General features: G+C 41.6%; 19 protein-coding genes and 4 tRNA genes. 13 read left to right on the top strand and 10 right to left on the bottom strand.

Annotated features, from left to right (window positions below; translation table 11 throughout):
- Window positions 1-54 precede the first annotated feature (54 nt).
- The gene (locus C9J47_RS14155; RefSeq protein WP_107254106.1) at window positions 55-1,311 is read left to right on the top strand and encodes an aromatic amino acid transport family protein; all 1,257 of its coding nucleotides are present in this window, start codon (window positions 55-57) and stop codon (window positions 1,309-1,311) included.
- 88 nt (window positions 1,312-1,399) lie between these two features.
- On the opposite strand, the gene C9J47_RS14150 is transcribed toward C9J47_RS14155, so the two are convergent.
- The 3 genes from C9J47_RS14150 to C9J47_RS14140 all read right to left on the bottom strand — a co-directional run bounded on the left by C9J47_RS14150 (window position 1,400) and on the right by C9J47_RS14140 (window position 7,532).
- Window positions 1,400-3,283 carry a methyl-accepting chemotaxis protein gene (locus C9J47_RS14150; RefSeq protein ID WP_107254105.1) on the bottom strand — a complete coding sequence of 628 codons (1,884 nt, stop codon included), beginning with the start codon at window positions 3,281-3,283 and terminating at the stop codon, window positions 1,400-1,402.
- 242 nt (window positions 3,284-3,525) lie between these two features.
- Window positions 3,526-5,409 carry a methyl-accepting chemotaxis protein gene (locus C9J47_RS14145; RefSeq protein ID WP_107254104.1) on the bottom strand — a complete coding sequence of 628 codons (1,884 nt, stop codon included), beginning with the start codon at window positions 5,407-5,409 and terminating at the stop codon, window positions 3,526-3,528.
- A gap of 242 nt (window positions 5,410-5,651) precedes the next feature.
- Window positions 5,652-7,532, bottom strand: a complete 1,881-nt coding sequence (locus C9J47_RS14140) for a methyl-accepting chemotaxis protein (RefSeq protein ID WP_107254103.1) — start codon at window positions 7,530-7,532, stop codon at window positions 5,652-5,654.
- Window positions 7,533-7,769: 237 nt separating this feature from the next.
- Here C9J47_RS14140 and C9J47_RS14135 point away from each other — a divergent pair, with 237 nt between their 5' ends.
- The 5 genes from C9J47_RS14135 (at window position 7,770) to C9J47_RS14115 (ending at window position 13,395) form a co-directional block, all read left to right on the top strand.
- Window positions 7,770-9,125, top strand: a complete 1,356-nt coding sequence (locus C9J47_RS14135; RefSeq protein ID WP_107254102.1) for a Na+/H+ antiporter NhaC family protein — start codon at window positions 7,770-7,772, stop codon at window positions 9,123-9,125.
- A 278-nt stretch (window positions 9,126-9,403) separates the two neighbouring features.
- On the top strand, window positions 9,404-11,077 hold the full coding sequence (gene ushA / locus C9J47_RS14130; RefSeq protein ID WP_107254101.1) for a bifunctional UDP-sugar hydrolase/5'-nucleotidase UshA: 1,674 nt from the start codon (window positions 9,404-9,406) through the stop codon (window positions 11,075-11,077).
- Between the two features lie 209 nt (window positions 11,078-11,286).
- Window positions 11,287-11,763 carry a Cys-tRNA(Pro) deacylase gene (ybaK, locus tag C9J47_RS14125; protein ID WP_107254100.1) on the top strand — a complete coding sequence of 159 codons (477 nt, stop codon included), beginning with the start codon at window positions 11,287-11,289 and terminating at the stop codon, window positions 11,761-11,763.
- A gap of 11 nt (window positions 11,764-11,774) precedes the next feature.
- Complete coding sequence (locus C9J47_RS14120; RefSeq protein ID WP_107254099.1) at window positions 11,775-12,725, top strand: LysR family transcriptional regulator; 951 nt, start codon at window positions 11,775-11,777, stop codon at window positions 12,723-12,725.
- 55 nt (window positions 12,726-12,780) lie between these two features.
- On the top strand, window positions 12,781-13,395 hold the full coding sequence (locus C9J47_RS14115; RefSeq protein ID WP_107254098.1) for a LysE family translocator: 615 nt from the start codon (window positions 12,781-12,783) through the stop codon (window positions 13,393-13,395).
- A gap of 140 nt (window positions 13,396-13,535) precedes the next feature.
- Here the strand turns inward: C9J47_RS14115 and smrA are convergent, their stop codons facing one another.
- Together smrA and C9J47_RS14105 are read right to left on the bottom strand one after the other, a co-directional pair.
- Window positions 13,536-14,117, bottom strand: a complete 582-nt coding sequence (gene smrA / locus C9J47_RS14110) for a DNA endonuclease SmrA (RefSeq protein ID WP_107254097.1) — start codon at window positions 14,115-14,117, stop codon at window positions 13,536-13,538.
- Between the two features lie 129 nt (window positions 14,118-14,246).
- On the bottom strand, window positions 14,247-14,387 hold the full coding sequence (locus C9J47_RS14105; protein WP_006232775.1) for a DUF3149 domain-containing protein: 141 nt from the start codon (window positions 14,385-14,387) through the stop codon (window positions 14,247-14,249).
- A gap of 264 nt (window positions 14,388-14,651) precedes the next feature.
- On the opposite strand from C9J47_RS14105, the gene C9J47_RS14100 reads away from it, so the two are divergent.
- The 4 genes from C9J47_RS14100 (at window position 14,652) to C9J47_RS14085 (ending at window position 15,151) form a co-directional block, all read left to right on the top strand.
- Window positions 14,652-14,728, top strand: a tRNA-Pro gene (locus tag C9J47_RS14100).
- Between the two features lie 64 nt (window positions 14,729-14,792).
- Window positions 14,793-14,869 (top strand) — tRNA-Pro (locus C9J47_RS14095).
- A gap of 64 nt (window positions 14,870-14,933) precedes the next feature.
- A tRNA-Pro gene (locus C9J47_RS14090) sits at window positions 14,934-15,010 on the top strand.
- A gap of 64 nt (window positions 15,011-15,074) precedes the next feature.
- Window positions 15,075-15,151 (top strand) — tRNA-Pro (locus tag C9J47_RS14085).
- A 97-nt stretch (window positions 15,152-15,248) separates the two neighbouring features.
- On the opposite strand, the gene C9J47_RS14080 is transcribed toward C9J47_RS14085, so the two are convergent.
- Window positions 15,249-16,109, bottom strand: coding sequence for a TraB/GumN family protein (locus tag C9J47_RS14080; protein WP_107254096.1), 861 nt, complete (start codon window positions 16,107-16,109; stop codon window positions 15,249-15,251).
- 237 nt (window positions 16,110-16,346) lie between these two features.
- On the bottom strand, window positions 16,347-19,244 hold the full coding sequence (locus C9J47_RS14075) for a heavy metal translocating P-type ATPase (RefSeq protein WP_107254095.1): 2,898 nt from the start codon (window positions 19,242-19,244) through the stop codon (window positions 16,347-16,349).
- A gap of 229 nt (window positions 19,245-19,473) precedes the next feature.
- On the opposite strand from C9J47_RS14075, the gene cueR reads away from it, so the two are divergent.
- Window positions 19,474-19,863, top strand: a complete 390-nt coding sequence (cueR, locus tag C9J47_RS14070) for a Cu(I)-responsive transcriptional regulator (protein WP_107254094.1) — start codon at window positions 19,474-19,476, stop codon at window positions 19,861-19,863.
- Here cueR and C9J47_RS14065 read toward each other — a convergent pair.
- Together C9J47_RS14065 and C9J47_RS14060 are read right to left on the bottom strand one after the other, a co-directional pair.
- Complete coding sequence (locus tag C9J47_RS14065) at window positions 19,860-20,300, bottom strand: hypothetical protein (RefSeq protein ID WP_107254093.1); 441 nt, start codon at window positions 20,298-20,300, stop codon at window positions 19,860-19,862. The genes cueR and C9J47_RS14065 overlap by 4 nt on opposite strands.
- A complete protein-coding gene (locus tag C9J47_RS14060) occupies window positions 20,287-20,922 on the bottom strand; it encodes a winged helix-turn-helix domain-containing protein (protein ID WP_107254092.1) in 636 nt (211 codons plus the stop codon). The genes C9J47_RS14065 and C9J47_RS14060 overlap by 14 nt, the downstream gene beginning before the upstream one ends.
- Before the next feature lie 679 nt (window positions 20,923-21,601).
- Between C9J47_RS14060 and C9J47_RS14055 the strand changes: the two genes are divergently transcribed.
- Both C9J47_RS14055 and C9J47_RS14050 read left to right on the top strand, forming a co-directional pair.
- A complete protein-coding gene (locus C9J47_RS14055) occupies window positions 21,602-22,561 on the top strand; it encodes an OmpA family protein (RefSeq protein ID WP_107254091.1) in 960 nt (319 codons plus the stop codon).
- 175 nt (window positions 22,562-22,736) lie between these two features.
- Complete coding sequence (locus C9J47_RS14050) at window positions 22,737-23,162, top strand: META domain-containing protein (protein WP_245903471.1); 426 nt, start codon at window positions 22,737-22,739, stop codon at window positions 23,160-23,162.
- Window positions 23,163-23,242: 80 nt separating this feature from the next.
- On the opposite strand, the gene C9J47_RS14045 is transcribed toward C9J47_RS14050, so the two are convergent.
- Entirely contained in the window at window positions 23,243-24,097 is an 855-nt protein-coding gene (locus C9J47_RS14045; protein ID WP_107254090.1) for a thioredoxin family protein, read from the bottom strand.
- Window positions 24,098-24,430 lie beyond the last annotated feature (333 nt).

Below are 24,430 nucleotides of genomic sequence, written 5' to 3'. Positions count from 1 at the left end.
ATACTGCTACTCCATACTTGGACGAGAGTAAATTTCAAATTAGTAGGATATAGCGTGTCATTATCTCAAGGTATACCATTAAGTAATATATCGGCTGACCAGAGTCGTTGGAACCGTCATGATACCAGTTGGATGCTGAGCTTATTTGGAACAGCCGTTGGTGCAGGCATTCTTTTCTTACCGATTAATATTGGTGCTGGTGGCTTTTGGCCCTTGGTAATAATGGCGTTACTGGCAGGGCCAATGACGTTTTTTGCTCACCGTGGTTTGGCGCGTTTTGTTCTGTCTTCTTCCCAATCGAATGCTGATTTTACCAATGTTGTTGAAGAGCATTTTGGTGTGTCAACCGGTCGTATTATTTCTGTTCTGTATTTCTTATCTATTTTCCCGATCTTATTGATCTATGGTGTTGGACTAACTAATACCGTAGATAGTTTTATAGTTAACCAGCTTGGTATGTCTTCCCCTTCACGCATTGTATTATCAGGTATCTTGGTGTTCGGTGTGATTTCAGTGATGATGGCTGGTGAAAAGATCATGCTAAAAGTATTTGAAATTATTGTGTATCCATTAGCCTTTATTTTAGCGGGCTTATCATTATACCTAGTGCCTAGCTGGCGCTTACCCGAGATGTCGAATACATTCGATATCGGGCAGTTATCAACAACATTATGGTTAGCGATTCCTGTTACTGTTTTTGCTTTTAGTCATGCAGCCGCAATTTCTAGTTTTGCTGGCGCACAGCGTCGTCATTATGGTAATAAAGCCCTACCTAAAACAGAACAAATCTTAAAGCGCACATCAGTCATGCTGATTTCTTTTGTGTTGTTTTTTGTGTTTTCGTGCGTATTGAGTTTGAGCTCTGAACAATTGCTTGAAGCAAAAATGCAGAATGTTTCAGTGTTATCGTATTTAGCCAATGTGCATGACAGCCAATTCATTGTCGCTTTAGGACCATTAATAGCGTTTATTGCCATCTCATCTTCATTTCTAGGGCATTTTCTTGGTGCGCGCGAAAGCTTAAATGGACTGTTGCAGAAACAAACCCGATTCAGTGATAAAAATATGGATCGTTTGGGAATTATCGTTATGTTCTTTTGTATTTGGGGAGCGGCAGTATTGAACCCAAGTATCTTAGGCATGATGGAGGCATTTTCTGGGCCGATTATTGCTATGATTTTGTTTGTTATGCCAATGGTTGCCGTTTATAAAATAGAGGCATTAAAGCGGTATCGTCGTCATTTTAGTACGTACTTTATTCTAGGGGTGGGTCTATTGGCGGTGTCAGCAATCGTCTTTAATCTGGTTTAATTTTACTTGCTGTACTGCTTGTTCTAAAAAAGGCTTGCCTACTGGCAAGCCTTTTTGGTTGTGTTTTTCCCGTTCTGAAATAGGTTTTCTACAGTTTAAAGCGGCTGATCTCTTTTTGTAGCTCATGAGATAAGTTTGATAGTTCAGCAGCTTGCTGCGCTGCTTGGTCTGCTTCTACTGCTAATTCATTAGAAACGTCGCGGATCCCTTCCGTATTACGCGTGATTTCGGCCGTTACAGATGACTGCTCTTCAGCTGCAGATGCAATCTGGGTAGCCATATCACTGATATTTGTTACTGCAGTATTAATTTGCGATAAGCTTGCTGATGCAGAATTTGCATCATCAACACTGGTTTCAGCAAGGTGACGGCTATCTTCCATAATACCAACAGCGCGACCTGTCGTTTGCTGCAAGGTTTCAATCATTTGTTGAATTTCTTGAGTCGAAGCATGGGTACGTTGACTTAATACACGCACTTCATCAGCCACAACAGCAAAACCACGCCCTTGCTCACCAGCGCGTGCTGCTTCAATAGCTGCATTGAGTGCCAGTAAGTTGGTTTGTTCTGCAATGCCTTGAATTGTTGAAAGAATCGTATTGATGCTTTGTGCGTGTGTGTTCAACTCACCAATAACTTGCGTTGCTGTTTCAACTTCACCCGCAAGGCTACTAATTGATTGCTGACTTTGTTTTACCTGCGTTGCACCATGTTCAGATACTGCAACCGTTTCACCTGAGGTTTTCGCGGTATTATCAGCATTACCTGCTATTTCTTGGGTTGCCGCCGCCATTTCATTTATTGCGGTTGCGACCATGTTGATTTCGTCTTGCTGGTGCTGGATACGAGTACTTCGCTCTTCCGCTTGGGAAGCCGTAATGTGTGATTGTTGATTCAGAGATGCTGACACTTCACTTAAACGGCTCACCATGCCGTGCATATTTCCGACAAAGCGATTGAAGTTAATGGCAAGCTGACCGACTTCATCATCACTACGTGGTTCAAGGCGTTGAGTCAGATCGCCTTCACCTGTAGCAATCTCTGCTAATGCATCTGAAACGCGGCTCAAATCACGGAACAAGAAGCCGACAAGCGAGGCAACGGCACCCACAACAACGAGTGTGATAATAATAGATGTAATGATTAGCTGACGAAGTAGGGAGGCATGGCTCGCTTCTTCTGTCGCTTGATCCATTTCAAGGCCCATGATCCAGTCAGTACCGGGTACATTAGCGAAATACAACAGTTTGGCTTTACCTTGAACCGTCACTTCTTCAATGCGCTTGTCTTGAATAGCAGATTCAATTGCTGGCATGCTAATGTCTTTGCTGTAATTGTTAATTGGTTTTAACAGTAGCGATTTATTAGGATGCGCTAGAAAAGTGCCATTTTGCTTGTTAATTAGCATTGCATAAGCGTTGTCACCAGCATCAAGACTAATAACATCATTGATCAGCTGATCAATTAGTACATCGGCACCGACAACCCCAATAAACTTACCATTTTTATTTACTGGCTCGGCAATCGTAATTAGCAGTGAATTAGTAATGGCATCGAGGTATGCCGTTGTGATGATTTGTTTGCCTGCATTTTGTGCATCGCGATACCAAGGACGAGTGCGTGGATCATAACCCGCGCGAATACGTTCAGGGTGCGAACGGAGCATGTCACCAGCAGGAGTACCTAGGAAAATGTCGTCAAATCCACCGGCTTTACGGGCTTGTTGTAAAAAAGGGATGACATTTTCTTCAGTGCTGTAGTCATTAACTGCACTAGCGATATCGGTTCGAATCGATACCCAATTAGAGATCCCTTCAGCAGCAGCTGCTGACAAGCTTTCTGCACGGGCATAAACACCACTACGCGTTTGGTCGAATAATTGATCTGCAGCTAACCAAGTCAAGGCAGTTGCCATGACAACAACGGCCGATAAGCTGGCACCAATGAGTTTTTGTTTTAATGATAATTTCATTTTTGGTCTCAGAGGAAAGAATGGAGTAATTCAATATAAGGTGGCGAAGTCTATAGCTATTATTTAGATTTTGCACGAAAAACTGGCAGGCATTTAAATTTTATAAAATCAATATGTTATTCTGCATTTTATTTGACATATTTCGCATATTTGTCAAATAAATGGCGGGATTTAAGCATAGAAAAGCCGATGCATATAAGCATCGGCTTTTTAGGATTATTTCTATTTTTAATACTGCTTCTTTATAGCTTGAATTGTTTAATTTCTTGCTGCAGTTGATGTGACAGTTCAGATAATTCTGCAGCTTGTTGTGCTGCTTGGTCTGCTTCTACTGCTAATTCATTAGAAACGTCGCGGATCCCTTCCGTATTACGCGTAATTTCAGCAGTTACAGATGATTGCTCTTCAGCTGCAGATGCAATCTGGGTAGCCATATCACTGATATTTGTTACTGCAGTATTAATTTGCGATAAGCTTGCTGATGCAGAATTTGCATCATCAACACTGGTTTCAGCAAGGTGACGGCTATCTTCCATAATACCAACAGCGCGACCTGTCGTTTGCTGCAAGGTTTCAATCATTTGTTGAATTTCTTGAGTCGAAGCGTGAGTACGTTGACTTAATACACGCACTTCATCAGCAACGACAGCAAAACCACGACCTTGCTCACCAGCGCGTGCTGCTTCAATGGCTGCATTGAGTGCCAGTAAGTTTGTCTGTTCTGCAATGCCTTGAATTGTTGAAAGAATCGTATTGATGCTTTGTGCATGTGTATTCAACTCACCAATAACTTGCGTTGCTGTTTCAACTTCACCCGCAAGGCTACTGATTGATTGCTGACTTTGGTTTACTTGCGTTGCGCCATGTTCAGATACTGCAACCGTTTCACCTGAAGTTTTTGCAGTATTATCAGCATTGCCTGCTATTTCTTGGGTTGCCGCCGCCATTTCATTTATTGCGGTTGCGACCATGTTGATTTCGTCTTGCTGATGCTGGATACGGGTACTACGCTCTTCCGCTTGGGAAGCCGTAATGTGTGATTGTTGGTTCAGAGATGCTGACACTTCACTCAAACGGCTCACCATACCGTGCATATTACCGACAAAGCGATTGAAGTTATGCGCGAGCTGACCAACTTCATCATCACTACGTGGTTCAAGGCGTTGAGTGAGATCGCCTTCACCTGTCGCAATCTCTGCCAATGCATCTGAAACGCGGCTCAAATCGCGGAACAAGAAGCCGACAAGCGAGGCAACGGCACCCACAACAACGAGTGTGATAATAATAGATGTAATAATTAGCTGACGAAGTAGTGATGCATGGCTTGCTTCTTCTGTTGCTTGGTCCATTTCAAGGCCCATGACCCAGTCAGTACCGGGTACATTAGCGAAATACAACAGTTTGGCTTTACCTTGAATCGTCAGTTCTTCAATGCGATTGTCTTGAATAGCAGATTTAATTGCCGGCATGCTAATGTCTTTGCTGTAATTGTTAATTGGCTTTAACAGTAGCGATTCATTAGGATGCGCTAGAAAGGTGCCATCTTGCTTGTTGATTAGCATTGCGTAAGCGTTATCACCCGCATCAAGACTAATTACATCATTGATCAGCTGATCAATTAGTACATCGGCACCGACAACCCCAATAAATTTACCATTTTTATTTACTGGCTCGGCAATTGTAATTAGCAGTGAATTAGTAATGGCATCGAGGTATGCCGTTGTGATGATTTGTTTGCCTGCAGTTTGTGCATCGCGATACCAAGGGCGAGTGCGTGGGTCATAATCTGCACGGTTACGTTCTGGGTGTGCACGGAACATGCCACCAGCAGGAGTACCAAGGAAAACCTCGTCAAATCCACCCGCTTTACGCGCTTGTTGTAAAAAAGGAATGACATTCTTTTCTGTGCTGTAGTCATTAACAGCACTTGCGATATCGGTTCGAATCGATACCCAATTAGAAATCCCTTCAGCCGCCGTTGCTGACAAGCTTTCTGCACGGGCATAAATACCACTACGAGTTTGGTCGAATAATTGATCTGCAGCTAACCAAGTCAAGGCAGTTGCCATGACAACAACGGCCGATAAGCTGGCACCAATGAGTTTTTGTTTTAATGTTAATTTCATTTTTAGTCTCAGAGGAAAGAATGGAGTAATTTAATATAAGCTGGTGGAGTTTAGAGCTATTATTCATATTTTGCACGATAAATGGGCAAGTATTTAATTATTATAAAATCAATATGTTATTCTGCATTTTATTTGACGTATTTCGCATGTTCGTCAAATAATTGTCGGTAGTGGGGGCTAAAATATAAAAAAGCCGAAGCATATAAACATCGGCTTTTTTAGGGGGATTTATGTCATTTTATTCATAGCTTGAACTGTTTTATCTCTTGCTGCAGTTGATGTGACAGTTCAGATAATTCAGCTGCTTGTTGGGCGGCTTCCGTTGCTTCAATGGCTAGTTCGTTAGAAACATCACGAATACCGACTGTATTGCGAGTGATTTCTTCTGTTACCGAAGATTGCTCTTCAGCCGCCGAGGCAATCTGAGTTGCCATGTCGCTGATGTTGACTACTGCTGAATTGATTTGAGATAAACTGTCGGAAGAGGCTGTCGCATCTTCAACTGTTGCTTCTGCTAATTGGCGGCTATCCCCCATGATACCCACAGCATGAGTGGTTGTTCGTTGTAACGTTTCAATCATTTGCTGAATTTCTTGCGTTGATGCGTGGGTGCGCTGGCTAAGTACGCGTACTTCATCAGCAACGACAGCAAAGCCTCGTCCTTGCTCTCCTGCTCGTGCCGCTTCAATTGCCGCATTTAATGCGAGTAAATTAGTCTGCTCAGCAATACCCTGAATCGTCGATAAAATGGTATTGATACTTTGTGCGTGGGTATTTAATTCTTCAATAACCTCGGTGGCGGTTTTAACGTCTGTCGCTAAATTGGCAATAGACCCTTGGCTTTGGTGAACCTGTGCTGTCCCGTGTTCAACGACTGTGACAGTTTCACTCGATGTTTTTGCTGTATTTTCAGCATTGTGGGCGATCTCTTGCGTTGCTGCCGCCATTTCATTAATGGCTGTTGCGACCATATTAATTTCATCTTGCTGGTGCTGAATACGCGTGCTGCGTTCTTCTGCCTGTGCTGCGGTTGTATGTGACTGTTGGTTGAGTGATGCAGATACCTTGTTTAATTGTTTGACCATGGTATGCATATTGCTTACAAAGCGATTGAAGTTAATGGCAAGCTGACCGACTTCATCATCACTATTGGGTTCCAAGCGCTGAGTCAAATCACCTTTTCCATTGGCTATTTCTGCTAAGGCTTGAGAGACACGAGCCAAATCGCGGAACAAATAGTTAATTAACCAAGAAACAAAGAGCATGGCCAACAATGTTGCAATGGTTCCAGTCATAATTAGTTGGCGCAATAAACGTTGATGACTGGCTTCTTCTGTATCGCGATCCATTTCAACGGCGAATAACCAGTTGCTATTGGCGATAGCATCAAAGTAAACAAGTTTGTCTTTGCCTTGCTGCTGGTAGATTTCAATGCTCTTATTCTGTATAGCTGCATCAATTGCGGTTGGTGTTAATTCTGGAGCTACACTGATAAATTTATTCATAATTAAATTGGGAGCAGGGTAGGCAAGAATTTGACCTTTATTGGTCAGTAACATTGCATGGGCACTGTCGCCAACATCGTAATTGTTAATATTATTCTGTAATGAATTTAATGGGATATCAGCCCCTATCACACCAGATTTTTGCCCATTTATATAAATGGGTACCGAAAAGGTAATCATTGTTTTCCCATTATCAGCACCTATGTAAGGTGATGAAACAATGACGTCGTTAGCATTTAAGGCTTTGCTATACCATTCTCGTTGTCGGGCATCAAAACCTTTAAGTGCTGTGTTTTGTCCGGCAATAAATAGCTGACCCGTTAAGTCGGCATAAAATACATCGTTAAATTTTCCAATCTGTTTTGCTTGAAGCATTGCTGGCTGTAATAGCGATATATCCGTTACTTTAGATGTACTTTGAATGATGAGTTTATGGTCATCAAGCCAAGAACCAATGCTATCTGTAGCAATATTGGTGAGGCTTATTGCACGGGAGTAAATGCCATTTCTCGTTTGTGAAAAAAGTTCTTGTGAGGCAAGCCAGATCAGACTTGTCGCTATAATGCTAATAGCAATGAGTATTGAGCCGATTAACTTTGTTTTGAGGGTTAATTTCATTTTAAATTTTTTTATATGGTATTGGTGACGGTATAGTACATGTTCTATACAATATAAGCACCTTGCTGTGTATGTCGGTGAGAAAAAATTCATTGATATGTGAATTGACGAAGAACCTTGTTGTCGATATGACCAGTAATAATCGTTTATTTAGATGTTTAGACGTCTAGAAGTTGACACGTATAGATGGAAGTTTTAGTCTATGACAAATTCTAAAATAGATGTCCTGTAGTCATCATGTCGAACACAACACAACAATCTACCATTAAGCCATCAGCACTTGCACTGCTGCCTTTAGGCGTGTTTCTAAGCCTCTTTATTGGTGTTGGAACTTACTTAACTATGCAAGGTGTCGACTTTGCTTTTTACCAGTTGCCAGCTCCTGTTGCCGCATTACCTGCGATCGTTATTGCGCTGCTACTGAGCAAAGAAAAATTAAATAAAGCAATCGAGCAGTTTTTACGTGGTGTCGGTCATAGCGACATCATTGCAATGTGTATGATTTATCTATTAGCGGGTGCTTTTGCTGCTGTTGCTAAGGCTACGGGGGGCGTGGATGCGACCGTTAATCTTGGTCTTTCAATGATTCCTGCAAGTATGATCTTACCGGGTATTTTTGTGATATCTGCTTTCATCGCAACTGCAATGGGTACTTCTATGGGTACGATTGCGGCAGTTGCGCCTGTGGCTCTGGGGTTAGCTCAAGCAGCAGGAATGGATGTCGCGCTAACGGCTGGTGTTGTACTGAGTGGTGCGATGTTTGGTGATAATTTATCCATTATTTCTGATACGACTATTGCCTCTACCCGTTCGCAGGGCTGTCAGATGAAAGACAAGTTCCGCGAGAATATTCGCATTGCTTTACCTGCTGCAATTGTTGCTATTTTGGTGTTCGCATTTAGTAGCACTGTTACTGAAGTACCTGCAGCGAGTGATATTGAATGGTTAAAAGTATTGCCTTACATTACGATTTTAGTGTTGGCGGTATCGGGTCTGAATGTGTTCGTGGTGCTGGGTATCGGTATCTTGTTAGCGGGTGGTATTGGCCTTGTGTCGGTTGACGACTATAGTTTATCGACGTACGCAAAAGACATCTATGCTGGCTTCGGCAATATGCAAGAAATCTTCTTACTGTCCATGCTTATTGGTGGTATCAGTGAGCTAATGCGCCAACAAGGTGGCCTTGCGTATTTAACGCAAATGATTAGCCGTATTATTCGAGTCTTTAGTAAAGATCACTCGCAAGGACAAAACCTACGAGCAAGTGAGTTTGGCATTGCAGGTTTGGTTGGTTTAACGAATGTTTGTACTGCTAATAACACGGTAGCGATTATTGTTTCAGGTGGCGTTGCACGTGAACTAGCTGAAGAGAATGGTGTAACGCCTCGTCGTAGTGCAAGTTTGCTCGATATATTCTCTTGTGTGGTTCAGGGCGTTCTACCTTACGGTGCTCAAGCATTATTATTGGGGTCGGTATTTGGTTTATCGCCACTTGAAGTGGTTAGCCACTCTTATTATTGTTTCTTCTTAGCGATTGCTGCCGTTATTGCGGTTTTATTGAAGCACCCTAATCGTCAATTAGCGAATGCTTAACGGTTAATGACGTTGTACTGTTTTCATTAATTAACACTATTTATAGAAATATCAAAAGCTCTGCATTTGCGGAGCTTTTTTATGCGTGTTGCGTATACCGCGTAATTTTTGCATTTATGTAAAGTGATCTACTCAACATATTGATGAAATGAATCCGCAACTGCTGATGAATTAACTTAGACTGACGCAAGTTAAATTCTGCATGCCTTGTTAATAATCAATAACAAGGGAGTGCAGGCAGTGGAATAAAATCAATAAAAACGATTAAGGTGGAAACCATGAAGCAACGCCTATTTGCCAAAACAGCATTGAGCGCAGCTTTGCTTGCAGTACTTTCTGGTTGTGCAAGCCAAGCTGATATCGCCTCACCAGCATGGGATGCTGATAAAACGTATAAGATCACTATTCTTCATACCAACGATCATCATGGCCGTTTCTGGCAGAATAAAAATGGTGAGTACGGAATGGCAGCGCGTAAAACGCTGTTAGATGAATTGCGCACGGAAGTGCAGGCTGAAGGCGGTACAGCATTGCTTCTGTCTGGTGGTGATATTAACACTGGCGTACCAGAATCTGATCTACAAGACGCAGAACCCGATTTTAAAGGCATGAATATGCTGGGTTATGATGCAATGGCATTAGGTAATCATGAGTTTGATAACCCGCTTGAAGTACTGCGTAAGCAAGAAGCGTGGGCAGAATTCCCAATGCTATCTGCAAATATTTACGATAAAGAAACAGGCAAGCGTTTATTTCAGCCTTATCAAATCTTTGAGCAGCAAGGGATTAAAATTGCAGTCATTGGTTTAACGACCGAAGATACGGCGAAAATTGGTAATCCAGAATATATTAGCGGCATTGATTTTCGTGATCCTAAATCGGAAGCTAAAAAGTTAATTGCTGAGCTAAAAGAAACAGAAAAGCCAGACGTGATTATTGCAGCAACGCATATGGGCCATTATGAAAATGGTAACCGTGGTGTGAATGCGCCTGGTGATGTAGCGTTAGCGCGCTATGTTGATGAAGGTGATTTGGACATGATTGTAGGCGGCCACTCGCAAGAGCCCGTCTGTATGGAAGGTCCAAATATGTACAATAAAAACTTTAATCCAGGTGATGCTTGTCAGCCAGACCAACAAAATGGTACATGGATTGTTCAAGCACACGAATGGGGCAAGTATGTTGGTCGTGCGGATTTTGAATTCCAGAACGGCGAACTGGAGATGGTTAGCTATAACTTGATTCCTGTTAACTTGAAGAAAAAAGTGAAGATGCCTGATGGCTCTAAAAAGCGCGTCTTTATTCAAGACGAAATCACTGAAGATCAAGCTGTATTGTCTTTCTTAACACCATATCAAGAAAAAGGTCAGGATCAACTTAACATTAAAATTGCTAATTCTAATGGCAAGTTAGAAGGCGATCGCAGTGTTGTTCGTTTCGAGCAGACTAACCTTGGTCGTTTGATCGCGGCTTCTCACATGCAGCGTGCCAAAGCAGACTTTGCTGTCATGAACTCTGGCGGTGTGCGTGATTCTATCGAGGCCGGTGATATCACGTATAAAGATGTGTTAACGGTTCAGCCATTTGGCAATATCGTAACTTACACCGACATGACGGGCGCAGAAATCCTAGATTACTTAAATGTTGTGGCAACAAAACCTGTTGATTCTGGTGCTTATGCGCAGTTTTATGGCATTTCTATGGTGGTAGAGCAGGGTAAAGTGCATGACGTTAAGATTGGTGCTAAAGCATTAGATCTTAATGCAACATACCGTTTTACTATCCCAAGCTTTAATGCTGCAGGTGGCGATGGTTACCCGAAAATTGCTGATCATACTGGTTACGTGAATACTGGCTTTGTAGATGCAGAAGTCTTGAAAGAGTTCTTGCAAGCTAACAGCCCGATTGATGTAAACGCTTATGCACCAAAAGGCGAAATCGTTTATAAATAAACGATATACAGATTAATGAGAGCGGTATCTTATTGGTTTTTTACTATTATGAGTATTAAGCTGTAGGGTGCCGTTTTTTTATATCTTCTTGTCGTAATTATTTGCTGTTGCACTTGGATAGAGCCGTTCTCTTTACTGGTGTTGATTGGTGGTAAGGCATATAGTAAATGGCTTAAGCATTGTCATTTACCATAAGGGAGTCAGCGATAATGACACCAGCAATAAAGTTAGCTAAAAAGAAAGGGGTTCACTTTAATGTTCATCAATATGAACATGATCCTGCCAATACTAACTTTGGTCTAGAAGCTGCTGAAGTGTTAGGTCAAAACCCGAACCTTGTCTTCAAAACATTACTATTTTCACTTAATGGCGACCCGAAAAAATTGGCGGTGGCTATTGTGCCTGTGTCTGGCATGTTGGATTTAAAAGCTGCCGCAAAGGCGGCGGGTGGAAAGAAGGCCGAAATGGCTGATCCACTAATAGCTGAGAAGACAACGGGCTATATTGTTGGTGGAATTAGCCCATTAGGGCAAAAGAAGCGATTACCTACATTTTTAGATTCATCAGCCCAGCCACTAGAAACAATTTGTGTGAGTGCGGGGCGTCGTGGCCTAGAAATTGAGCTAGCACCTAACGATTTATTGTCGCTAACATCTGGTCAGTTTGCTTTGATTGCAAAAGAGTAGCGAAAGAATCGATGAAGAGTCATAACCTCAATTTATTGCGTACGTTACAAGTGCTGCTTGATGAGTGCCATGTTAGTCGTACAGCAGAGCGTTTGCATATTACTCAATCGGCAGTGAGTCGACAGTTAACCCAATTGCGTGAAGTATTTAACGATACCTTGCTAATACGTGAGGGGAATCGATTATTGCTGACCCCCCGTGCAGAAGCCTTGAAACTGCAGTTAGATTCACTTTTGTCTGAGTGCAATAGCTTGTTTGAACCAGTCACCTTTCAGCCTGAACAATGGCAGGGAAAAGTGGTGCTATCGTCTTCTGATTATGTGGCGCAATATATTCTTCCTGAGGTGGTTGAGCATCTGCGCGAGCACGCTCCACTCGTTAGTGTCGCTTATCAGTTGTGGTCACCCAAGCAATTTGCTCAATTAGCTGATCTTGATATTCAATTTGTCTCTACCATGCTACCAGCTATTCCAGATGGTTTATGTGGCGAACCGATTGGGGCGGATTATCCTGTGTGTGTGATGCGTTCTGATCATCCTTTAGCGATGGTGGATTCACTGCAATTAAATGATTTTTTGTATTATGACCATGCATCAGTAACAGGCGGGGGAGATAAAGACAGCTTTGTTGATCAGTGTTTAGCTGAACAAGGATTAAGTCGAAGGGTTAAGCTATCAGTCCCTTTTTTTACTTCAGCGCTTAATACCATTTGTCGTTCTGATATGCTGTTGGTGATCCCAGAACATATTGCCGTGAATATGAAGCAACTTTTTCCTATTACCTACCTTCCTCTCCCTTTCCCTATATCTGTGCCCGAGCATAAATATTGGTTACTTTGGCACCCTAAATATAATAATGAACCGTCACATCAATGGATGCGAACATTACTCTTAACTATTATGCGAAGCTCGATGTATTCAATGCCCATGATTAATAATCATGAGGCTGATGAATTGTTTTGATTTCTAATTATAACCATTGCTTGTTAGTTTACCGCCATGCAAAAGGAGCAAAAGCATGACACTGAGTATTTGGTTTTCATTATTAATGATTTGTATGTTAGGGGCGATGTCGCCGGGGCCAAGCTTAGCGGTTGTGGCTAAACATAGCCTTGCAAGCGGAAGGCTGCATGGCATTGTTACGTCATGGGCGCATGCAATCGGTGTTGGTGTGTATGCACTACTAACATTGTTGGGCTTAGCAGTCGTATTAAAGCAGTCACCTACTGTGTTTACATTTATTTCTTATGCAGGTGCAGCTTATTTGGCTTACCTAGGGGTAAATGCACTGCGCTCGAAAGGTGGTGTGGCGGCGAAACTTTCAGCGGGTAAAAAAGCACGCTTACGTGAAGCGGCTCGTGATGGTTTGATGATTTCATTGTTAAATCCCAAGCTGGCTTTATTCTTTTTAGCACTATTCAGTCAGTTTGTTGCTGTTGGTACCGAAATGACCAGCCGTTCCATCATAGTTGCCACACCATTATTGGTTGATGGTTTATGGTATACCTTTATTGCTTTTGTATTATCGAATCCGAAGGTATTAGATAAGTTGCGTACTAAAGCTCAATTGATCGATCAATTGTCAGGTGTTGTTCTCATTCTTTTGGCAATTCGAGTGGTTATTCAAGCGTAGAGAGCAGCGAAAGACAATTGAATATATAAATTCATACAGTAAAGAAGGCTTTCTGGAACTTTCTTCGGAAAGCCTTTTTATTTGATTTTTTTAGCCTCGATCCGAAGCGTTGAGGTTATTATCGTGAAAGTAAATAGCCCTTAACGTTGGCGCTTTTGATGCTTCTCACGATTGTCGAGTTTTTTGGCTGGGCTTTTCTTTAGCATTACATACGTTGCCCCATTACCGCCGTGCTGTCGTAGTGCCGAGTGAAAACACATGATGTCAGATATTTGCTCTAACCATGTTGCGACATGGCTCTTCATCATTGCTGGTGGATCAGAACGCTCGCCCTTGCCATGAATGATAATGACAGTACGAATATCCATGCGTTGGCATTGTTTTAGAAATTGTAGAATTTCATCTCGTGCCTGTTTTAAGGTTTTACGATGAAGATCCAAGCGAGCTTGTATTTCGTATTTTCCAAGCCGTAGTTTTCTAAATACACCTTCCTGAACGCCATCTCGTTTGAACTCAATAATATCTTCAGGCTTTCGCATTATGACGTTATCAAGTGATAAATATTCAGGATCACTTTCAGTAAGGGTTTGAGCTGCTGTCTGACGTGCTAAATGTGTTTCTGTTATTTGGTATTTTTGAGTTATTTCAACTTGATCTTGTTCGAGTGGTGAAACATCGGCCATCATCTCTCGAAAGAGATCTAATTCATTATTATCTGACATGATGCTTTGGCGTTAAAGGGCTATGAGGTAATTATACGAGGCAATCTGGGAAGGATAAAGATAAAATAAACCCAGGATCAATACCGACAAGTTGATCCTGGCGCAAGTAAAATATATTGCGAAATGGCTCTAGTGAGGAGAGGGGGCTGACAACACTTTGTAAACAAAGTAGCCGCCAAAAAATAGCATTAAACCCAACGTAATAAAGATGACGATCATTGAAGAGAGCCCTACAGCGTTACCAAATAGAAGATCCAGCCAAAAATCCATGTGCTTTCCTTAAAGTCGTGAGTTAGTGGCTACAAGATAATCAATGAATGAAAACGTTATGATGATTTGGATCAATGGTTGGTAAGATGTTTAATTTCTGTTTTTAATGGTGTGTTTTAGATCACTTAAGTAACGGTGTTTCCTCTGGTTTGTGTGATTGATGAGCAACTGAATCTAGAATTAAAAAAAATGGCTTGTAAAACTTGCTTAATATTCAGTGCTGAGTATTATAGGCGACCTCAACAGCACTCCTGTTGATTATGTCGGTGAATAGCGCAGCTTGGTAGCGCATCTGGTTTGGGACCAGAGGGTCGGGGGTTCGAATCCCTCTTCACCGACCACTATTATTTCTATTTGATATAAGTCGAATAGAATCAATCTGGTAAGATTTAAAATATACAATGTCGGTGAATAGCGCAGCTTGGTAGCGCATCTGGTTTGGGACCAGAGGGTCGGGGGTTCGAATCCCTCTTCACCGACCACTATTCTTTCTGTTTGATGCAAGTCGAATAGAATCAATCTGGTAAGATTTAAAACATACAATGTCGGTGAATAGCGCAGCTTGGTAGCGCATCTGGTTTGGGACCAGAGGGTCGGGGGTTCGAATCCCTCTTCACCGACCACTATTATTTCTGTTTGATGCAAGTCGGATAGAATCAATCTGGTAAGATTTAAAATATACAATGTCGGTGAATAGCGCAGCTTGGTAGCGCATCTGGTTTGGGACCAGAGGGTCGGGGGTTCGAATCCCTCTTCACCGACCACTTTTGAAAGCCTCGTCTTAGGACGGGGCTTTTTTCGTTTTTAGTATATGTTTTTATTCATGCTTAAGCGCTTCTGTTGTTCTTCGTGATCTTCTTATCAGCACTGAACCTTTTTGCTTTTTGTCAGCTGCGTGACAGTGAATCCGTTCTGCTTCAATAAATTAGGTAACCCTTTATCACCGAATAAATGGAATGCGCCTACTACAATCATAAACTTACCTTGTTGGTAAGGTGAGCCATTGGTTAATTGGTTAGTCCAGTCTTTATTACGATCGAAAATAAGTACATTATCAACAGCTTCACTGTGTTGGCTTTCTTCGAAGAGCGCAGTTAATTTCTGGCTATCGCCTGCTTTCCAAGCATTAATGAGGCACGTGAATTCGCTGCTCATTTTTTCCCAGTCATCAATTGATGTTGTGAGCATTTCTTTGCCGTGGTTGGGCATCCCTTTTAACATTGATAGTTGTTGTTCAACGCTTTCTAATTCAAGAATAGGCAAATCATCGTTCATTGCCCTGCGCAGTAAAATGGTGTCAATACCTTGCTCTGCACTCAAGCCTAATTGAGTGGCAAGTGACATTTGAATACTGATCACTGTTAGCCAAGGCGGATTTTTACTGAGAGATGAATAAGGCAGCTTTAAGTCATTGGCGATTGAAGCGAGTTTTTCAAGCTGTTGGTGATTCAGCATAGATGATGTTGTAGGCCCTGACATATCTAAAGTTGCTTGAGAGGGGCGTAGAATGTTGGCCTCAACAACGAGGCTGTCTGCCGTTTTCCAGTGCTCTAAAAAGGCACTTGGCAAAGGATACATATCATCAGTGCCAGCATGCACAGAGCCTAAAATAATAAATTCACGGTTAGCGTCTTTTACTTGCCAAACTATAGGCTCGGCAAAAACTGATGTTGTAATAAATGGCAGCACCATAAGTGCTTTTGAAAACAAAGTTTTGAACATGGTTAAACCAAAGTTGCTGCAAGAGAGTTTGTTATATCAATTATATCGATAATTTACCATTGCCAGTAGGCTGGAATAGAGAGGGGGAAACGACCGATAAATCGGCCGTTTGGGTGTGGTAAAATAGCGTCATTCAATGGGAATGATTAACGGTATTATTTTGCTTTCGTCGCAGGGTGTAACCAAAACCACCAGATGATAAAACCAATAGCGAACAATCCGATAAGACCAACCATATTATTTCTCCTGCTGATTAGGTTTGAATAAACGTAAGCGGTTTGCATTGCTTACCACGGTGATAGACGATAGAGCCATGGCTGCCCCTGCAATAACAGGGCTTAATAAGGTGCCAGTTAATGGAAATAGCACACCTGCTGCAATCGGAATACCCAACGAGTTATATATGAAGGCACCAAATAAATTTTGCTTCATGTTTTTCAATGTTGCTTTCGAGAGCTGAATAGCATCAACCACACCGTGCAAAGAATGACGCATTAACGCAAACTGGGCACTTTCAATTGCAATATCACTACCACTTCCCATCGCAATACCGACCTCTGCCAGTGCGAGAGCAGGGGCATCATTAATACCATCCCCAACCATCGCAACTTTATGCCCTTGTTGTTGAAGTTCCGCTATTTTTGCAGCTTTTCCATCAGGTAATACCCCTGCAATGACGGTATCAATGCCTGCTTCATTGGCGATGGCATTGGCTGTAACCAGTGTATCACCCGTTAGCATCACCACATTAAGGTTCATTGCTTTCATACGTTTTACCGCTGAAATGGAATCTTGACGTAAGGGATCGCTAACCCCCAATACCCCTGCTAGCTGGTTATCAATCGCCATGTAGATAGGGGTTGCCCCTTTGCTGGCAATAATATGAACATCTTCATCTGCAGCATCAATGTTAATGTGATGCTGTTGAAGTAAACGAGCATTGCCTAATAGAAGTTGGTGTTCACTTACTTTACCTATAACACCAAAGCCTGGTTTGGCTTCGAATGACTGCTGTTTAAGTAGTGAAAGTTCTTCGGCATTGGCGGCATCAATAATTGCACGTGCCAGAGGGTGCTCAGAGCCTTGTTCAAGGCTGGCTGCTAAGTTGAGTAAGTCGTTACTTTGAGTATTGTTGTAGGTATGAATATTAACAACTTGAGGTTTGCCTTCTGTCAGTGTTCCCGTTTTATCGAGCACTACGGTGTCGATATCAGCGGCAAGTTGCATCGCTTCTGCATCACGAATTAAGATGCCATATTCTGCTGCACGGCCCACCCCTACGGTTACCGACATTGGGGTTGCCAAACCAAGCGCACAAGGACAAGCGATGATTAATATTGTCGTTGCTGTGATCAGCATATAGATCGACGAGGGTTCTGGCCCGAAGTAGTACCATGCCATAGCGGTTATAATGGCAATAATCATGACGCTAGGAACGAAGATCGCTGAAATAGTATCAGCTAACCGTGCCAGTGCGGGTTTACTGCTTTGGGCTTGGCGAACTAGCTGGATAATACGCGCTAGCATGGTATTGCTACCAATATGTTCAGCTTTAAAAATTAGGCTGCCATTTTGGTTCATTGTGCCAGCGTGAACTTTATCTCCGGCTTGCTTGTTGGCTGGAATTGGCTCACCAGTCAACATTGATTCATCAATATAGCTTTGACCTTCTTCAACGATCCCATCAACCGGTATTTTTGACCCAGGATGAAGGCGTACCAACATGCCTGCTTGTACGTCGGCGAGTGGCACTTCTTGCTCGTTCCCATTAATAATAACAATGGCTGTTTGAGGCTGCAGATCGATTAAACGCTCTAATGCTTTTGATGTACGACTACGTGCTTTCGCTTCAAGTGCATGCCCGACGGTGATTAGGCCTAAAATCATTGCACTTGCTTCAAAGTACACATGACGAGCGGGTTCTGGAAAAATATCGGGTGCAATAACCACTAACATTGAAAATAGCCAAGCGGATCCTGTACCAAGGGCGACTAAGGTATCCATGGTTGCACGGTGGTGTACGAATGCTTTCCAGGCGTTAATAAAGAAATGGCGCCCAGCGGTGATTAATAAAACAAAGGTAATAATGCCAATTACCCCCCAGGCAATTTGACTGCTAGAAGAGTTAATCGTCATATTCCCGCCTAATAGCCCCCAGGCCATTAGAGGAATACCTAGACCGAGAGAAACAAAGGCATTACGCATATGCAGGCGATATGTCGTGTCATTCTGTTTTTGTTGGCGTGCGCGGCGTGTTTGTTCATCTGCACTCAATTCAGCCCCGTAACCTGCATTAATGATAGCCGTTATAATATGTTGGTCAGAGGCTGTACCGGTAACTAATGCAGTACGTTCTGCTAGATTGATATTGGCTTGTTCGACACCAGGCACTGCCAAGATCGCTTTTTCTACTGAAGATACGCAACTTGCACATGTCATTCCAGAAAGTAGGAATTGCAAAGTACTCGAAGAGGCACCTTCTTGTATTGGGGCGATATTCGGTGTGTCTTTTGTATGGCTTATTTCTATATCGGCGTGATTGACTACAGTCTCAGTACCATCTACTTTTTTCGCCATGAAGCCAAGTGATTTAATCAGAGATATAAGCGTATCAGCTTCGTTTTTAGCTGTGATAGTCGCCTGCGTTTTACTTATGGTGAAATCGCTAACAGTAGCTTGCTCAGCGAGTGCATTTTCGATTTTTTTGACGCACTTACCGCAATTTAGCCCCGATAAAGCAAAATGAAAAGTGTGTTCAGTAGGCACGGAGTAACCTAACGTTTTGATCAGTGTGATTAAGTTTGGTTCTGTGATTGCCCCTGTTACTGATGCTTGTGTTTTGGTAACTGAAAAATCAGTGATCTGGTTATTTTCAGCTAGCGCAGCTTCTACCTTTGCCACACATTTACCACATGATAAGCCCTGAAGTGGCAATATGTGCTGATAGCCCGCCTCGTAGCCCAGTGCTGTAATGGTTGACATGATGGGTGCTAGCTCAACGTTTCCTATAATGATGGCGCGTTGAGTATTTACCTCAACATGCTCGATATTCGGTAAGGTCGTTAGAGCGGTGTGGATTTTGTTCGCACAATTCATACAACGAACTTTTCCGAGAGGAAGGATAAATTCGGTCATGTTTGTCACCTTAGCTACGAGAAGCGATAAGTGGAAAAGTAAAGAATATTTTAATTTGATAGTAACAATAAACCTTCTAGTTGGTGTAAGGTCAAGCGAGTTATATAAATTAATTCGTGAAGGGGGCTAGCTGGAAGATCGGATAAGAAAATACTTGTCAAAAAGGGAATCTTCACAGAATAATAGAGTCCAATAACCTTACACAAACTGTAATGTTCAAGAGGCTGGTATGAATATTAGCAACGTCGCAACAAAAACAGGGTTAACCACTAAAACGATCCGATTCTATGAAGGGAAAGGGATTATTACGGTGCCAGAACGTAGCAGTAATGGTTACCGTCTATATGGTGAAAAGCATGTTGCAGAGTTAAATCTTATTCGTCGCTCACGTTTAGTTGGGTTTTCTTTAGAGGAGTGTGGTGAATTACTGGCATTATCGCGGGATCCTAAGCGTAAAAGTGCAGATGTAAAACTGAAAGCCCAGGAAAAGTTAATTGAAATTGATCATAAAATAGAGGAGTTATTGACGATGAAGAAAACCCTGGAAACATTGACGAAACAATGCCCAGGGAATGAGGGAGCGGCATGCCCAATTATTGAGGGGTTAAGCCAAGATTAAGCGTCTTTATCTAACAGAGACAGCTTGCCCTTGTATTGAATAACCTTCATGGTATCTGATGGGGTATTGGTATAGACCGCCATATGGGCTGGAGATATTTGTTTCATGCTCATTTGATACCAAGAACGTTGATTTAATACATTGATAGCACTCATGACTTCTGGGGTCATTTTTTTAGTATGATCTTCGTGGCTGGTTACTACAATCACGGCATTATTAAAGATATTAAAATACCAACCGTTAAGTACGGTATAGCCGTTATCTTTATCTGGGTAGTCAATTAATGTGTACTGCCCAAGTTTACAGCTGCCAAACTCTTCACGATCACCAATCATGTATTTGAAACTAAAATCGCAGCCAAACCCGTTGATAATAGGAAATAGCAATAATCCTACAAAGGCAATAAACGCTATCAATATGAGTTTACTGTGCTTCATAAATGTTACCTTTAAAATCGATATAGAGAGAATGACTTGCTGTTTTTGGAAGATCTTCTAGATTGAGCAATTCAATATTGCCGCAAATTTCTTGTTCATTAAAGCTGATGCAAGGCGGCGATTGCCAGCTACTCACCCATAACGTGACCCACGTAAACACCACCACAACAGAAACACTAAAAGATACCGTTTGAAATAGTTGGCGTTTAGATTTGCTTATTGAATGACCATCGTTATGGCTGCTAATGCTTTTTTTCTCTGACTTTTCTGCATCCATTTCTTCATTAACCAGAGAGATTGGTTCTGGTTGTATTGTATGTTGAATAAAGGTATTTTTGGCAATCGTAAACCCCGCACCTTTAATCGTGATAATAATTTCGATCTTGGTTTTGAATGCTTTTCTTAAATTAGCAATGGCTACATTCAGTGAGTTAGGTACAACAACCTTGTTGGGCCATCCTATCTCTAGCAATTTTTCTCGTGTAATTATCTCGCCATTATTTTCAATCAAATACTGCAAAACTTTAGTTTCGCTCGCACTGAGTTTTGTCGTGCTTTCTGTGGTTCGAAAAGCACTTTTCTGAGGCTCAAAAATATCATTACCATGCTTATAGATGATCATGTGCTGTTACCTATTTATTGTATGCAACAAAACCAGAGGTTTGTCGCTTTCTTATTCTTAATGATGTTTATCAAGACGGCTAAATACACTGAGGGCAATGGTTTTTATATAACACCGTAATGAAACCATGTTCGACAAAGTGCAATATTGGGTATTCGTATGAATATACTCAATGGTATAAAAAGTCAGGCATATTGTTATTCACACATGTTTATTTTTCGAAAGGGATGCTAACAAAATAAAGGATTTATGGAAGAGACGGCCATGAACGTTAATTGGTTGAATCATTGTTTTAGCGTGTTTTTATTTTCATTTTATAGCTTTCAGAAGTGAGTAGTTTTATAAATGCACTTAACCTGAGTCTTTCTTAAGTTGCTGTTAATTATTGTTTTTTATGTTTTTATGTTTTTCTTGTGTTGGGTTTTATGTTTTTCAGAACTTGAATTGCGATCTTTATCACTCTTTGTTTTGGTTTTTTTCTGAAAATGTCATGTTTCAGAACTCGTACTGTTGATGGGAATGAATAAACCTAATTAATAATGAACAACATTTTTTATTATTTGTTCAGTAGGGAACTTAGTCGCAGTATGTATCTCGTTCCTGACATGCCCTCGGCAGTACAATAGAAAAAAATCAGTACGCATTAACGAGTGGCCAATTAGAAAATTCGGAGTTTATAATGAAATTGAAATCACTATCTTTATCAGTTCTTGCTGCACTTTCTTTAGGCGTAGCTACTCAAGCGATGGCTGACGATGCAGTTGCAAATGATGCGACTCAATCTGTAGATAAAGCTGGCTTTTGGATCGGTGCTGGTATGGGTATGGGTATCGTTGATAGCAATGACCTGTCTAACGTTGGCGGTACTGGTGAAGCATTTAGCTCTAAATTAGAAGCTGGTTACGACTTCAACAAAAATGTTGGTCTTTACACTAGCTACGATTACATGCATGACCTAGGTAATGCCGATCTACACCTTGGTACTCTTGGTGTTAAGGGTAACTACTACTTTACACAAGACCTATCTGTCTTCGGTAAGTTGGGTGCAACTTACATCTTTGCTGAAGGTGAGATCGATGATAGCTTCACTGGTACTGCGGGTGTTGGTCTTGAGTACCAACTAACTAATGCTGTATCAACCAAGATTGGTTACGATTACTACCAGAACCTAGAATTGAACCAAGGTCAAGACACTGACCTACATCAGGTTTACTGGGGTATGACTTATAAGTTCGGTCAACCTGCAACACCAATGATCGTAACTCAGGACGTTGAAGTTGTTAAAGAAGTGCCTGTAGAAGTAACGACAATGACTCGTTCAAACTTCGTACTTCCTTACCAAACTGGTCAAGTTGATGTGAACGATTACGGTCGTTACAACCTAAACGAAGTTGCACAAACGCTGCAAGCAAACCCTGAACTAACAGCTGAAATCATCGGTCGTACTGATTCAACTGGTACTGCTGCAATCAACGCTAAAGTGTCTGAAGCACGTGCAAACGCGGTATCTCAGTACCTAGTTGATAACGGTGTTGACGTATCTCGCCTAACAGTAACATCTGTTGCTGATCAGAACCCACTTACAGACGACAACGGCAAGTCTCTAATCGAGCGTTCTGTTGAAGTTGTAATCAAGTAGTTAGATGTTCAATGCAATAGCGCTAAGACGTTATTGCATTTTGACTATCTTGATTTTAGGTAACAATTGCGAATGCCGGTTTTACCGGCATTTTTTTTAAAAAATTTTAATCACCTTAAATAATTGTGGGTATCCGTTACTTAAGGTGATTAGTATCTCGGAAAGTTACAATTACATGATGAAAAAAATTAAATTTTGCATTTTAGCCATGCTCGCTTTGCCTTTAACGGGGTGCTTTTCAAATCAACACTTATTAAGTGAATCTGATCAATATGTGGGTGAGTGGGTTCTTGAGGGTGGGATTAGTATTCCAGGTATTACTAAGCGCCAACCGGGTATGACCATTGAAGAGAATCTAGGCGTTGCAGGCTTTACCGGATGTAACTTATTTAAAGGGAAAGTGAATCTAGATGATGGTGCGGTGAACTTCACACTACCAGCGATGACGCATAAAATGTGCCTGCCAGAAATCGTTGAACAAGAGCAAAATATTATGAATGTTTTACGTCATGCAACTAATATTGAAGTAGTGAATGAGACGTTAGTCGTGGATTCTGGTGATCGTTTCTTAGTATTTGAAAAAGCCAATAAACATATTTAATTGATTGGTACAGGTTTAAAATAAAAAGGGCAGAGTAATGATGATTACTCTGCCCTTTTTGATATGTCGAAAATCTTTATTTAGTATAAAAGGGAGTATAGCTTGCGGCGATATTGCCCTGCAATTGGATTACCTTGGCCTAATGCGGCAAGAATATCCATCATCGTTTTCTTCGCGCTACCATCTGCAAAGTTTAAGTCTTTCTGTAAAATCGTAATCAATAATTCTAGTGCTTCTTCTGTACGATTTACTTGATTGTACTGAATAGCCAGATCGAAAGAGATGGCTGAATCTGTTGGGGTAGTGGCTAGTTTCTCTTCTAATGACCGGATTTCTGGAGAATCGCTTGCTTGCTTGTGTAATTCAAGTTTCGCCATTAAGCCTTTGTATTTTGCATCTTGATCTTGCATTAGAACGGTCGCTAGTAACGTTTCAGCTTCACCAAATTGAGCGGTTTCCACTAAACATTCAGCGATGGCAAGAGTGACAATACCTGCTTGGGGGAATGCAGTCGCGAGTTGACGAAGTACAGGCAGGGCTTGAGCATATTCTTTATTATCGACGAGCGTTAACGCTGCCTTTAACTGTAATTCTTCTTGGCTTGGTAGATGTTTATTCAACATTTCACGCAGGCTAGCTTCTGTTTGAGGGCCTGAGCTACCATCTGCGGGTTGACCATCTTTAAACAATGCAACTGTAGGTAAACCTCGAACGCCAAACTGTGAGGCAACCATTTGCTGGGTTTCACAGTTAAGGGTCGCAAGAACAAGTTGCCCTTGATACTCACGAGTAATTTTCTCAAGTATTGCATTTACTTCAAGGGTCTCAGGCATTGATGGTGCCCAAAAGCTGATTGCAACAGGTGTTTGCTTTGATTGCTCAATCACTTGTTGGAGATTTTGTTCTGTCAGTTCAATCGCTAATTGTTCGTACATGCTACTCATCCGTAAACTGTTTAAATTTCAAATTTGTCTATACCTTGCCAGAGTTAGCGCAAAAAAGTGGGGCATTTAATTAAATAATATGGGGGGTAATTCATGTTTATCAAGAAATAGGCGAAGGAATGTGAAGCAAAGATGAAAAAAAGGAGAGTATTCCTCTCCTTTTTAGCCTTGAAATGTTAACAGTAAAGCGAGTGTCACACAGACACAAAGCATATTTATTTGGCGTAATGTCATACCACACCCTCAGGGGTTTTCGTTATAAGTCGTAGGGAGATGTCGAGAAATCAGACACAGAAGATTTTTCTTCTATCTACGTAATTAAGA

Origin of the sequence: Photobacterium indicum (assembly GCF_003026215.1) — a bacterium.
Classification (GTDB): Bacteria; Pseudomonadota; Gammaproteobacteria; order Enterobacterales; family Vibrionaceae; genus Photobacterium; species Photobacterium indicum.
The sequence above is the reverse complement of the archived record's forward strand: the minus strand, read 5'-3'. Positions and strand labels throughout refer to the sequence as shown.

What these genes read in the sequence shown, in the direction of transcription:
- C9J47_RS14050 (WP_245903471.1), top strand. Translation starts at nt 22,737, where the DNA reads ATGATGAAAAAAATTAAATTTTGCATTTTAGCCATGCTCGCTTTGCCT.
- C9J47_RS14075 (WP_107254095.1), bottom strand. Translation starts at nt 19,244, where the DNA reads ATGACCGAATTTATCCTTCCTCTCGGAAAAGTTCGTTGTATGAATTGT.
- C9J47_RS14060 (WP_107254092.1), bottom strand. Translation starts at nt 20,922, where the DNA reads ATGATCATCTATAAGCATGGTAATGATATTTTTGAGCCTCAGAAAAGT.
- cueR (WP_107254094.1), top strand. Translation starts at nt 19,474, where the DNA reads ATGAATATTAGCAACGTCGCAACAAAAACAGGGTTAACCACTAAAACG.
- C9J47_RS14140 (WP_107254103.1), bottom strand. Translation starts at nt 7,532, where the DNA reads ATGAAATTAACCCTCAAAACAAAGTTAATCGGCTCAATACTCATTGCT.
- C9J47_RS14150 (WP_107254105.1), bottom strand. Translation starts at nt 3,283, where the DNA reads ATGAAATTATCATTAAAACAAAAACTCATTGGTGCCAGCTTATCGGCC.
- ybaK (WP_107254100.1), top strand. Translation starts at nt 11,287, where the DNA reads ATGACACCAGCAATAAAGTTAGCTAAAAAGAAAGGGGTTCACTTTAAT.
- ushA (WP_107254101.1), top strand. Translation starts at nt 9,404, where the DNA reads ATGAAGCAACGCCTATTTGCCAAAACAGCATTGAGCGCAGCTTTGCTT.
- C9J47_RS14115 (WP_107254098.1), top strand. Translation starts at nt 12,781, where the DNA reads ATGACACTGAGTATTTGGTTTTCATTATTAATGATTTGTATGTTAGGG.
- C9J47_RS14105 (WP_006232775.1), bottom strand. Translation starts at nt 14,387, where the DNA reads ATGGATTTTTGGCTGGATCTTCTATTTGGTAACGCTGTAGGGCTCTCT.
- C9J47_RS14055 (WP_107254091.1), top strand. Translation starts at nt 21,602, where the DNA reads ATGAAATTGAAATCACTATCTTTATCAGTTCTTGCTGCACTTTCTTTA.
- smrA (WP_107254097.1), bottom strand. Translation starts at nt 14,117, where the DNA reads ATGTCAGATAATAATGAATTAGATCTCTTTCGAGAGATGATGGCCGAT.
- C9J47_RS14120 (WP_107254099.1), top strand. Translation starts at nt 11,775, where the DNA reads ATGAAGAGTCATAACCTCAATTTATTGCGTACGTTACAAGTGCTGCTT.
- C9J47_RS14080 (WP_107254096.1), bottom strand. Translation starts at nt 16,109, where the DNA reads ATGTTCAAAACTTTGTTTTCAAAAGCACTTATGGTGCTGCCATTTATT.
- C9J47_RS14135 (WP_107254102.1), top strand. Translation starts at nt 7,770, where the DNA reads ATGTCGAACACAACACAACAATCTACCATTAAGCCATCAGCACTTGCA.
- C9J47_RS14065 (WP_107254093.1), bottom strand. Translation starts at nt 20,300, where the DNA reads ATGAAGCACAGTAAACTCATATTGATAGCGTTTATTGCCTTTGTAGGA.
- C9J47_RS14045 (WP_107254090.1), bottom strand. Translation starts at nt 24,097, where the DNA reads ATGTACGAACAATTAGCGATTGAACTGACAGAACAAAATCTCCAACAA.
- C9J47_RS14145 (WP_107254104.1), bottom strand. Translation starts at nt 5,409, where the DNA reads ATGAAATTAACATTAAAACAAAAACTCATTGGTGCCAGCTTATCGGCC.